Annotated in this window: 10 protein-coding genes and 1 pseudogene; all 11 read left to right on the forward strand. The window is 61.2% G+C overall.

Features of this window, described 5'->3' with window-relative positions; translation table 11 throughout:
* The first annotated feature begins 253 nt into the window (after window positions 1-253).
* The 11 genes and pseudogenes from OC450_RS05240 to OC450_RS05290 all read left to right on the forward strand — a co-directional run bounded on the left by OC450_RS05240 (window position 254) and on the right by OC450_RS05290 (window position 11,124).
* The gene (locus OC450_RS05240) at window positions 254-718 is read left to right on the forward strand and encodes a DUF2840 domain-containing protein (protein WP_262047338.1); all 465 of its coding nucleotides are present in this window, start codon (window positions 254-256) and stop codon (window positions 716-718) included.
* The gene (locus tag OC450_RS05245; RefSeq protein ID WP_262047339.1) at window positions 715-1,227 is read left to right on the forward strand and encodes a S26 family signal peptidase; all 513 of its coding nucleotides are present in this window, start codon (window positions 715-717) and stop codon (window positions 1,225-1,227) included. Before OC450_RS05240 ends, OC450_RS05245 begins: the two co-directional genes overlap by 4 nt.
* Before the next feature lie 2 nt (window positions 1,228-1,229).
* The gene (locus OC450_RS05250; protein WP_262047340.1) at window positions 1,230-2,060 is read left to right on the forward strand and encodes a lytic transglycosylase domain-containing protein; all 831 of its coding nucleotides are present in this window, start codon (window positions 1,230-1,232) and stop codon (window positions 2,058-2,060) included.
* 385 nt (window positions 2,061-2,445) lie between these two features.
* Entirely contained in the window at window positions 2,446-4,209 is a 1,764-nt protein-coding gene (locus OC450_RS05255; RefSeq protein WP_262047341.1) for a relaxase/mobilization nuclease domain-containing protein, read from the forward strand.
* A 44-nt stretch (window positions 4,210-4,253) separates the two neighbouring features.
* On the forward strand, window positions 4,254-6,245 hold the full coding sequence (locus OC450_RS05260) for a conjugal transfer protein TraG (RefSeq protein WP_262047342.1): 1,992 nt from the start codon (window positions 4,254-4,256) through the stop codon (window positions 6,243-6,245).
* Between the two features lie 4 nt (window positions 6,246-6,249).
* Window positions 6,250-6,675: a CopG family transcriptional regulator gene (locus tag OC450_RS05265; RefSeq protein WP_262047343.1), complete on the forward strand. Its 426-nt coding sequence runs from the start codon at window positions 6,250-6,252 to the stop codon at window positions 6,673-6,675.
* 202 nt (window positions 6,676-6,877) lie between these two features.
* Window positions 6,878-7,413 (forward strand): annotated as a pseudogene (locus OC450_RS05270) (ATPase, T2SS/T4P/T4SS family); the annotation flags it as partial.
* 202 nt (window positions 7,414-7,615) lie between these two features.
* Window positions 7,616-8,221, forward strand: a complete 606-nt coding sequence (locus OC450_RS05275; protein ID WP_410050504.1) for a MarR family winged helix-turn-helix transcriptional regulator — start codon at window positions 7,616-7,618, stop codon at window positions 8,219-8,221.
* Between the two features lie 334 nt (window positions 8,222-8,555).
* Complete coding sequence (locus tag OC450_RS05280) at window positions 8,556-9,584, forward strand: ABC transporter substrate-binding protein (protein ID WP_262047344.1); 1,029 nt, start codon at window positions 8,556-8,558, stop codon at window positions 9,582-9,584.
* Window positions 9,581-10,363 carry an ABC transporter ATP-binding protein gene (locus tag OC450_RS05285; protein ID WP_262047345.1) on the forward strand — a complete coding sequence of 261 codons (783 nt, stop codon included), beginning with the start codon at window positions 9,581-9,583 and terminating at the stop codon, window positions 10,361-10,363. The genes OC450_RS05280 and OC450_RS05285 overlap by 4 nt, the downstream gene beginning before the upstream one ends.
* Entirely contained in the window at window positions 10,360-11,124 is a 765-nt protein-coding gene (locus OC450_RS05290; RefSeq protein WP_262047346.1) for an ABC transporter permease, read from the forward strand. Before OC450_RS05285 ends, OC450_RS05290 begins: the two co-directional genes overlap by 4 nt.
* Window positions 11,125-11,328 lie beyond the last annotated feature (204 nt).

Raw genomic sequence — 11,328 nt, forward strand, 5'->3', positions numbered from 1 at the left:
TATCGAGGACCCAATCCTCGTGCTATCGGGGACCGAAATCGAGCTTAAGAGCTTGTTTCTGCGCGCTTTCCGGCCGCTCTAACTTTACTAACCAGAAATCCTTCGGATTTCTTCTAACGGACCAGACCACAAGCCGCGTCGGACGCAACTGGCAGCGGCGGGCCGTCAATCCTGCGTGTCCGCAGAAGCCGTACAGGTGCTTCTCCATCCGCAAAGCTTACGGCGCCCCCTTTCAGTCTCGGGGAGCGGCGGCATGAGCGATCTCACCGAAGTGGAAGTGCTGTGGCTCGAGAAGCGCATCGAAAACCGGATTCGGTTCGGTCGTATCGTCAAGGAACGGAAGCTTGATCGCCATCGGCGCGTCCTGTCATTCGCTCCAGGCAGCATCTTTTCCTTCGTCCGATGGACCTCCAACGACTTTGGCACGATCATTTCGCGGATCGACATCTTGCGCGCAGTCGCTCCGGGACAGCGCTGCTCGACCGTCCCTTATGTGACACCCGGCGGAGAGATTTTGCTGCGTCTGTCCGGCTGGCCGAAGGTCGAGCGAGTGCTGCAAATGACCGATGCGGTTGAGGCACTCGGCATCGATCCAGTTGATGTCGCGCCTGATCATTGGCATCACGTTCATAACCGCCTGTCCGTCAACGAAAACCCGCGCCCGTATACGAAAGCGCGCCATCAGGCCTGGCTTCATCGTCAAAAGGTGATGCGATGACGGGCCGCCTAACGATGCTGGCCGTGACGATTGGGGTCGCTGCTGCGCTCATCGCGACGATCGTCCTGGAGCCGCTTCCGCTTTACATCTGGAACGCATCCGCAAGCGTGCCGATCGGTCTCTACCGCCTCCGACAGGCGGACAAATTCCAAGTCACTGAATTGGTCGCCGTGCAGCCGCCGGAGCCGCTCGCGACCTTCCTTGACCTTAACGGCTATTTGCCCATTGGCGTCCCGATGCTGAAGCGCGTGCTCGCCCTTCCGGGGCGGTGTGTTTGCAGAACCGGCCTCACGATTTCGGTCGACGACGTCGCGGTGGGCGAGGCGAAGGATCACGACAGACGAGGCAGGCCGCTGCCGAAATGGCAGGGTTGCCGCGTCGTCGGCGACGGCGACCTGTTTTTGATGAACTGGCAGTCGGACGACTCTCTTGATGGTCGGTATTTTGGATTTCTTCCGGCATCTAGCGTGATCGGCCGTGCGATGCCGGTGTGGACGTGGGAGGAGTGATCGTGCGTATTCGACGTGTTCTCCTCGCCATTCCCTTGTTCGATCGATTGCGGGATCATTCCTCCGTCTCGATCGATGTCTGCAAGGCTGGCGCGAGCCCGACCGCGTGCTTGGGTCGGTTGGGCAGGCGCGTTTGTGCTGTCGCGCCCCTGATGCTTCTTCTGACCGCGTTCGGCAGTGCTGCTTTGGCCCAGAGCGGATCAGCCGCCCAGCCGGCGATCAGTCAGACCGCTCACTCATTTGCCGGCTTCATCAATGAAGCCTCGCAACGCTTTGGAATTGCGCCGAACTGGATCGGATCAGTCCAAAGCATCGAGAGTGCTGGTGACGTGCACGCCAGATCGCCAAAAGGCGCAATGGGCCTGATGCAGATCATGCCGAGGACTTGGGCGGAACTTCGCGAGCGCTACAATCTCGGGAACGACCCCTACGACCCGCACGACAACATTCTGGCCGGCACGGCTTACTTACGCGAACTGCTCGATCGGTATGGCTCGCCTGGCGTGTTTGCCGCGTACAACGCGGGACCATCTCGCTATGAAGAGCATCTCGCAGGCGGCTCTTTGCCAGATGAGACGCGAGCATACGTCGCAAAGCTTGCAGATCTGCTTGCCATCCAACTGCCACCGAGTTGGACGTCCAGCAGTCAGTCATCAGCGGCTGCGACGCTATTCGTCACGCGACCCGATCTCATGAAAACGCGCCATCGGTTGCTGGCGCTCATGCCGTCGAGCGGTGTCACGACCTCAATTTCGGCGCCCGACGTCTCGCTCATGGTCCCCCGGCCTATTGGCGTGTTCGTCCCTCGATTGGATTCGGGAGCATCGCAATGATCAAGTGCGCGGCTTCGCAAGCTGATGGCGTATGGGCGATGCCTTCGGCCCGCGCTCTACTCGTCGCTTCGCTCCTCACCGAGCCACCCTTCGGGTGTCTCGGCCCTTCGGGTAACGATCGCTATCGCAAGCGCTCGGAAGCAGTGGGGGCTTCGCGAGTTGGCTGCCAGGTCGCGGCGGCTCATTCGGGAACCGGCGACCGGGAGACCACGACGGCAGGACGGCGAGATAAAAGGGGCTCGCCGGCCGGACCGCAAGCCATTGGAATGGCTTGGGTTCGGCCGTGCCGGTCGGTCGGGGCGCGTGCCGCGCCTTGCGTTTTGACCAATGCAATCAAGGACATTTTCGGCACTGCAGGTGCCCTTGCGCCCGCTGAGGGCCGGCCATGACAGCGGGCGACAGCGATCTGCGTATTCGACCCGGGCGCATCCGCGGTGCGCGAGCGCCAAAGCCCAAGAGCTTCATCAACCAGGTGCTGCGTGCGGCGAAGAAGGCAGGACACACCTCGGGGCACGCTGCGGCTGGCAGGCGTTCGGCGGCCTATGGACGCTCGACGTTTGGCCGAGGCCGGCTAGCCTTTAGTCGCGCCAGATTGTTCAGCCCGACGCGGCGCGTTGTGGTGAAGGCGCGCGTGGTTCGTCACAAAGGGCGAGCCTTCCGTTCAGCACCACTGACCGCCCACCTCTCATACCTGAAGCGCGATGGCGTGACCCGGAGTGGTGAGCGGGCCGAGATGTTCGATGCCGGCGGCGACCGCGCCGATAGCACGGCTTTCGCAGAACGGTGCAAGGACGACCGGCATCATTTCCGCTTCATCGTCTCGCCGGAGGACGCCGCTGAGATGACCGATCTCAGAGCTTTCACGCGCGATCTCGCCAGGCAAATGGAAATCGATCTCGGTACTCGGCTCGATTGGGTCGCCGTCGATCACTGGAATACGGACAATCCGCATGTCCATCTGCTCGTGCGGGGTGTCGATCATACCGGCGCCGACCTCGTGATCTCACGAGATTATATCAGCCGGGGCCTCCGCTCACGCGCCGAGGAGTTGGCGTCTATCGAGCTTGGTCCGAAGCCCGAGCCCGAGATCCTCAACGCCCTGGAAAAGGAGATCGCGGCAGAACGTTGGACGCGGCTCGATGTCGAGATTCGCATGGCCGCCGATGAGACCGGCGCCATCGATCTGCGCCCCGAAAATCCCGGCGCGGCCGACCCCGAAATCCGCCGCCTGATGATCGGACGGCTCCAGCACTTGGAGAAGATGAGCCTCGCCGCGCCGGCCGGCCCCGGCGAATGGATGGTCGGGCTGGAGGCCGAGCGCAATCTCCGCGACCTCGGCATGCGCGGCGACATCATCAAGACCATGCACCGCGCCTTCACCGACCGCGGCGAGGCCCGTGGCGTTGCTGACTATGTGATCAATGGTGAGAAGCCGGGATCGCCGATCATCGGACGGCTGGTCGACAGGGGACTCCATGACGAACTGACCGGCGAGGCCTATGCCGTGATCGATGGCACGGACGGACGCGCCCACCACGTTCGCCTCCGAGGCATCGAAGCATTCGAGCACGCCCCACCGATCGGAGGGATCGTCGAGGTCCGCCGCTTTGGGGGGCCAGACGACCGGCGGCCGACGTTGGTGCTCGCCAACCGCAGCGATTTCGACCTCAACCAGCAGACCACCGCGTCAGGCGCGACCTGGATCGATCACCGCCTCGTTGAGAGCGATCCCATGCCGCTCGCCATGGGCGGGTTTGGTCGCGAAACGCGCGACGCCATGCAGGCCCGTGCCGAACATCTCGCAAGCGAGGGGCTCGCCAGGCGGCAGGGTCAGCGCGTCATCATGCAGCGCGATCTCTTGAACACCTTGCGTCGACGCGAACTGGACGCTGTGGGTGCAGAGCTCTCAGCCAAGACGGGATTGCCGCACATGAAGGCCGCGCCCGGCGAGCATGTGAGCGGCACTTATCGTCAACGCCTGACGCTCGCCTCCGGTCGCTTCGCCATGATCGACAACGACCTCGGCTTCCAGCTCGTGCCCTGGTCGCGCGAAATCGAGAAAAAGCTCGGCCAGCACGTCGCCGGCGTCACCAAGGGCGGTGGCGGCATCGAGTGGGCCATTGGTCGCAAACGAGACCTGGGCTTGTAGCTTGGTCGTTTGCACAACGCCTAATCACGAGAAGGACGTCGGCCATGTACGCGACCAAGATCCTCTGGGGCCAGATCACCGTCGTCTTCCTGATCGTATTGCTCACGATCTGGGGCGCCACGCAATGGACGGCGTGGCGGCTTGGTTTCCAGCCTGAACTCGGCCAGCCCTGGTTCGAACTCGCCGGGATGCCGGTCTACTATCCGCCGGTCTTCTTCTGGTGGTGGTACATCTACGACGCTTATGCGCCACAGGTCTTCGTCGAGGGCGCCTGTATAGCCGCGTCCGGCAGCTTCATCTCGATCGCGGCGGCGATCGGCATGTCGGTCTGGCGGGCGCGGGAGGCGAAGAACGTCGCGACCTATGGATCGGCGCGCTGGGCCGAACCGCGCGAGGTGAAGACAGCCGGGCTGCTTGGCGCAGATGGCGTCGTGCTCGGCCGGCTCGGTCATGACTACCTGCGTCACGACGGCCCGGAGCATGTGCTGTGCTTTGCGCCGACCCGTTCCGGCAAAGGCGTCGGCCTGGTCGTGCCGTCTCTCTTGACTTGGCCAGGCTCGGCGATCGTCCACGACATCAAGGGCGAGAACTGGCAGATTACCGCCGGCTACCGCTCGCAGCACGGTCGGGTGCTGCTGTTCGATCCGACCAACGCCAAGTCGTCGGCGTACAATCCGCTGCTGGAAGTCCGCCGCGGCGAATGGGAGGTGCGTGACGTCCAGAACGTCGCCGACGTGCTGGTCGACCCGGAGGGATCGCTCGACAAACGGAACCATTGGGAGAAGACCAGCCATTCACTGCTCGTCGGCGCGATCCTGCATGTCCTCTATGCCGAGGTCGACAAGACACTGGCCGGCGTCGCCGCGTTCCTCTCGGATCCGAAGCGGCCGATCGAGACGACGCTGCAAGCGATGATGACCACGCCGCACCTCGGCGAGAAAGGTCCGCATCCCGTCGTTGCCTCGACCGCACGCGAGCTGCTGAACAAGTCCGACAACGAACGCTCAGGCGTGCTTTCTACCGCCATGTCGTTTCTCGGCCTCTACCGCGATCCCGTCGTCGCCGAGGTGACCTGCCGCTGTGATTGGCGGATTGCCGACCTGATCGCCGATCCGCGGCCAGCGACCCTCTACCTCGTGGTGCCGCCGTCCGATATCTCGCGGACCAAGCCTCTGATCCGCCTGGTGCTGAATCAGATTGGCCGCAGGCTCACCGAGGATCTGCACGCGAAGGATCGCCGTCACCGCATCCTGATGATGCTCGACGAGTTCCCGGCACTCGGCCGCCTCGACTTCTTCGAATCCGCGCTGGCCTTCATGGCAGGTTACGGCATCAAGAGCTTCCTGATCGCGCAGTCGCTGAACCAAATCGAGAAAGCCTATGGCGCCAACAACTCGATCCTCGACAACTGCCATGTCCGCGTCAGCTTTGCCACCAACGACGAGCGCACCGCCAAGCGTGTCTCCGATGCGCTTGGGACGGCGACCGAGATGCGTGCCATGAAGAACTATGCTGGTCACAGGTTGAATCCGTGGCTTGGTCACCTCATGGTCTCGCGGCAGGAGACGGCAAGGCCGCTGCTCACGCCGGGCGAGGTGATGCAGCTCCCGCCCACTGACGAGATCGTCATGGTTGCCGGTACGCCCCCGATCCGGGCAAAGAAAGCTCGTTATTACGAGGATCATCGTTTTACTGAACGGGTGCTGACGCCACCCGATCCGGCAAAGTCCGGCCGGTCGTCACGGACGGATGGGTGGTCAGTTCTAACACCGCAGACACCGAACGCCGTGCTGCTTGGTGAGATTCAGAAGGCGGAACAGGATGCCGCCAATAGCGGCTTGCGCCGCGAACCCGAGCTTCCCGATCACGTCGCAATCGCCAAGGAGACGACCGACCCGCGGCCGGCGGAAGAGTTTGCCATTGTACTCGATGACGAGTCGGACGATGCCGCCAGTCAGGCCCGCATTCTGCGCCAGCAGATGCGTGGCATCGCCCGCCAGGTCTCGCTCGACCCGAATGACGGCATGGACTTGTAAGAGCATGCGGGACCGAATGAATGTGTATTTCCCGCCGGAGCTTCTCAAGCAGATCGCCGATCTTGCCGACCGCAAGAAGCTTTCTCGATCGGCGATTGTGGAAGCGGCGGTCGCCTCGTTTCTGTCTCCGGATGGGGAGGATCGGCGCGAGGCGGCGTTCGCGCGCCGTCTCGACCGGCTGTCGCGCCAAGTCCAACGTCTCGAACGCGATGTTGGCCTGACCGCCGAAACACTGGCCTTGTTCGTCCGCTTCTGGCTGACGATCACGCCGCCCTTGCCGAGCGATGCGCAGGCTGCCGCCCAGATCAAGGGCCGCGAGCGGTTTGAAGGTTTTGTCGAGACCCTTGGCCGCCGCTTACAGAAGGGCCAGAGTTTCCTGCGCGAGATCCCGGACGACATCGTGAATGAAAAACCGGATGACCGGAACTGAATGGAATTCCCAAAAGCCAGAATCTTCGTGACCAAGACGTTGTTAGCAGAGTCGTCGATATCACTCATCTCGCCTAGTCTTTCTCTTTCTACGCCATTCTACGATCGCCTTGGGAGCGTTGTTGCGCTCGGCCAATTCATGCCTTTTCTATTCATCCCCATGTGAGGGCGCTTCTTAAGCGGCCTTTTTGTTGGGGGCGGCGGTGGCAATTCATTCGGCTCAAGCAGAGGCGATCTCGCGCGGTGTGCGCAGTGCTCCGCAGCGCGCTTGGCCCCGCTATTGCGCGATATCTGGAGGGTCTCGATCGTCGAGGTGATGCTCAACCCCGATGGCCGGCTGAGGATCGACCGGATGTCTATCGTCATCATGACTGCGGATCAGGCTGAGGCCTTGCGAGGTACCGTCGCCGCTCGCAGAAACATTCTGGTCGCCGGCGGTACCTCCACCGGCAAGACCACATTGACGAACGCCCTTCTTGCAGAAGAAGTCGCCGCGACTGCCGATTGGGTGGTGTTGATCGCGGATACGCGCGAACTGCAGTGCAAGGCGCCGAACCTCGTGGCCCTTCGCACCAAGGACGGCGTGGTCTGACTGTCAGATCGCGTGCGGTCGTCACTTCCCGACCGCGTCCCCGTTGGCCAGGTGTGCGGCGCCGAAGCGCTCGATCTCCTCAAGGCCTGGGGCACTGGCCATCCTGGTGGCATCGGCACCATTCATGCCGAGACGGCGCCCGGCGCTAGCCCGTGCGCGCCGAGATCAGTGCGGGTGTTGCGGTGTCCGCGTCACCACAAGCCGTGAGAGGAAGAGCTTGGCCGGGCCGGGTTTGAGCCGGCGCGCTCGAGAGAGCAGCCACGCGGCTGGATCCGTCCCAGCTCTTTCGAGGTTCTCCCCATGACATCACTGTTATTCTTTTGGCACCGGATTTCATGCTTGTTTGGATGTGACAGCGCATCCTGATGTGCCGTATACCGTACCGAACAAGGGCATCCGCCGATTGGAGCGGACTTTTCGTCGGCCGGTCATTGAAATCGATGTGAGTATGACGCAACGGACCAAATCTAACCAAATGAGCGCAAAAACCAGGTCGGGTGAGCCGACCGTGGCAGGTGACCGACCCTACAACTTCAAGGAGCAGGTAGGCCATCTGCTTCGAAGAAATTACCAGAGGCACCTCGCCATATTTCAGGCCGTCGCCGCCGATAGGCAACTGACATCGGTACAATTCGTAACGCTTTGTGCAATTTCGGACTATGGCCCGAGTTCCCAAGCCCAGTTGGTGAATTCCACCGCGATCGATCAGGCCACGATCAGGGGCATCATCAGCAGATTGGTGGAGCGCAAGCTGATCAAGCTTTCCGCAGACCCTTTGGACAAGCGAAAGGTCGTCGCATCCCTGACTGGTCAAGGCAGGCAGCTTCTGCAGGAAATGATCCCGAGCGCCCAGGAGATTACGATTGAAACCGTCGCTCCGCTAAATCCTGCCGAGCGCGAGGCTTTCATGTTTCTCTTGAGAAAATTGATCGAGGGCGAGGACGGCGGCAACTGACCTGATTGATCCGCGGGGACGTTCCCACGAGAAGATTCGGCCACCCGCTTGCGATCGGATAGGGCGCCGACCGAGAAGCTCACCTGCCCGCTGGATGCTGGAGGCTCACGCGCTGCGCTTCCGCTTCTGAGCCGCGGCCAGCTTCCAGCCGTTCGCCTCACAGTAGATATACAGTGCATACGCTGTGTTGTGATTATTAACTGATCAGTCTGCGCACATAACTTGGCCTTGCTACAATAGTGTATACACTTGAAAATGCGATTGTCAGACGGACGGCTTTGTTGTTCAATTTGTATCGTGATCGTTCTGAAACGGTCGGCAGGGGGTTACGGGCATGGCCAGGATCGACATCTCAAGGCGCGCATTTTCCGCCGGCGTGCTCTCTGCAGGAGTTTTGAAGGCTGTTCCCGCCTTCGCGCAACCTGAGACACTCAAGGTTAGGCTGGATTGGACTCCCTGGGGCGTTCACGGAGCCATCCATCTTGCCCAGGCAAAGGGCTGGTTGGCCGGTGCCGGACTGAACGTCGATGTGCAGGACGGCAACGGCTCTGCCGCAACAGTTCAATTTGTCGGCGGCAGCAACGAGTTCGACCTCGGGCATGCGTCGCTTGCCACCATGATGGTGGCGCGAAGCAAGGGACTTTCCGTGAAGGCCGTTGCGGTGTTTGCCCGACAGGGCGATATCGGTTGCTTCGTTCCGAAGACCAGCGGCATCGCGGGTCCGGCGGACCTCAAAGGCAAGAAGATCGTCTATACGGCGGGGGCGCTCGAGGCGCCGTTCATCGACACATTCCTGGCGGCGGGTGGACTCAAGAAGAGCGACGTCGAACTTGTCGCGGTGAGCGCGGCCAGCAAAGCATCGACCTACGCGTCCGGTCAGGCCGACGCGGCGCTGTCCACAATTCCGTTCTTTCTGGCGGCGGTGGCCGAAACCCGCCCGTCCAATGCGATACGGTTCGCCGACTACAAGCTCGAAATGCCAGGCTACGGACTTCTGGCGCAGGAATCCACACTCACCGGCCCCAAGCGCGATGCGATCTCGAAATATTGCAGCATCGTCGCGGCGACCTGGAAATACATCTACGACGGGCATCAGGAAGAGGCGGTCGACGCCATAATCTCTCAGCGACCTCAAGCGCGGCTGGACCGGAAGGTCCTCCGCGGGCAGATTGACTCGCTTCAGGGATTCCTGGATACGGCGGCCGGGAAGACACTTCCCTTCGGCGTCATAACGGTTGTTGATTGGGACATCGCGGTCCGCACCCTGTCTGCTGCAGGCCTCGTCGCACCGGAGAGCAAAGGCTCGGATTACGTCGCACTCGATCTGGTGAAACCCGTCGAGCTGAAGGCGGCGCGTCTGTGACCGCAGTCAGCGCCCGCGCTCTGCACAAGAGCTATGAAGGGCAACGCAGCATTCTGGCGCTGGACAATGTGTCGCTGGAGATTCCCGAGGGACAGTTCACCAGCATCCTGGGCCCAAGCGGGTGCGGCAAGAGCACGTTCCTGAGGTGCATTGCAGGGCTGGAGGAGATCTCCGACGGCTCATTGCACGTTCAGGGCAAGGAGGTAAACGGGCCACCGGACAATATCGGCATGGTCTTCCAACGAGATGCCTTGCTCGATTGGAGGACGATCGAGCGCAATATCATGTTGCCGATCGAGTTCGCCAAGAAGTCCACGCGGGCTGCGGCGCCTTCGCTAGCAAAATTGTTGAAATTGACGGGTCTCACCGATTTCGGCGATCGCTATCCAAGAGAACTGTCGGGAGGAATGCGTCAACGTGCGGCTATCTGCCGGGCGCTGATCGACTCTCCGGCGCTCCTCTTGATGGATGAACCGTTTGGGGCACTTGACGCATTGACGCGCGATCAGATGAACGTCGAGTTGCAGAGGATATGGCTCGATATCCGCAATACCGTGATTTTCGTGACGCACGGCATTTCAGAGTCGGTGTTTCTCGCAGATAAAGTGGCGGTATTCTCACCCCGGCCGGGACGCATCCTGGAAGTCATCGATATCGACCTGCCGCGCCCTCGCAAGCTCGCGATTCGCGAATCGGCCGAGTTCGGTGCCTATACCCAGCACATCCGTCGATTGTTCGAGGGCATGGGTCTCATCGACGAAAGCGAAGAAGCGGAATGACGAGGAACAGCCACGCCCTTCGTTCACTTCTCATGGGCCTAATGTCGTTTGGTGCATTGCTGCTGCTATGGGAGGCTTCCGTAAAGGGCTTCAACGTGCGCCCGGTCATCATGCCGGCCCCGTCGAGCATTTTCTGGGAACTCTGGGGAGATCTGCCGTGGTATCTGACCAATGCCGGGTACACGCTTTTGACCACCTTGGTTGGCTTCGCTCTATCGGTGGTGATCGGAGTTCTGATTGCCGTCCTGCTTGTGAGCGTCCCATGGTTCGAAAGCACGATCTATCCGTTGATCATTTCATTCAACAGCGTGCCGAAAGTCGCGATCGCGCCGCTTTTCGTGGTTTGGCTTGGCACCGGCGCCGAACCTCAGATTGCCATAGCCTTCCTGATCGCCGTTTTCGCCATTATTGTCGACGCGGTGCACGGGCTCCGATCGGTGCCGGCGGACGTGATGGATCTGGGCCGAGTTCTCAAGGGTTCGCGCGCGGACTTTTTCTTCAAGGTGAGATTGCCGGGCGCTTTGCCATCGATTCTGTCCGGCATGAAAGTCTCCATATCGCTTGCCCTGGTGGGCGCGATCGTAGGAGAGTTCGTGGCTTCGCAGCGGGGCCTCGGATATATCATACTTTCCGCGCAGGGCTCGTTCGATACGCCGCGCGTTTTCGCAGCGTTATTTCTTCTGGCGGCGATGGGCATGCTGCTGTTTTCGGCTGTCGGGCTGCTCGAGCGGCGTCTGACGCATTGGCGGCACATTTCGTGAGCCATCTTGACTGCGACTGAGCAATAGAACTAGGCACTCCCGAAAAGGACTTATAGGTGCGAAATGCACCTTGCTTCTTTACCCATCTCGCCAAGCCATTGAGTGCATCCACCTTGCTCATGCAGACGAGCAAGCGCTGCATGCTGGCCTTGAGTGAGTTCGGATCCCACGCATTCGTGAAATTTCTCCGCATGACGCTGAACG

This window comes from Bradyrhizobium sp. Bra78, from assembly GCF_024519855.1.
In the GTDB taxonomy this organism is placed as follows: domain Bacteria; phylum Pseudomonadota; class Alphaproteobacteria; order Rhizobiales; family Xanthobacteraceae; genus Bradyrhizobium; species Bradyrhizobium japonicum_G.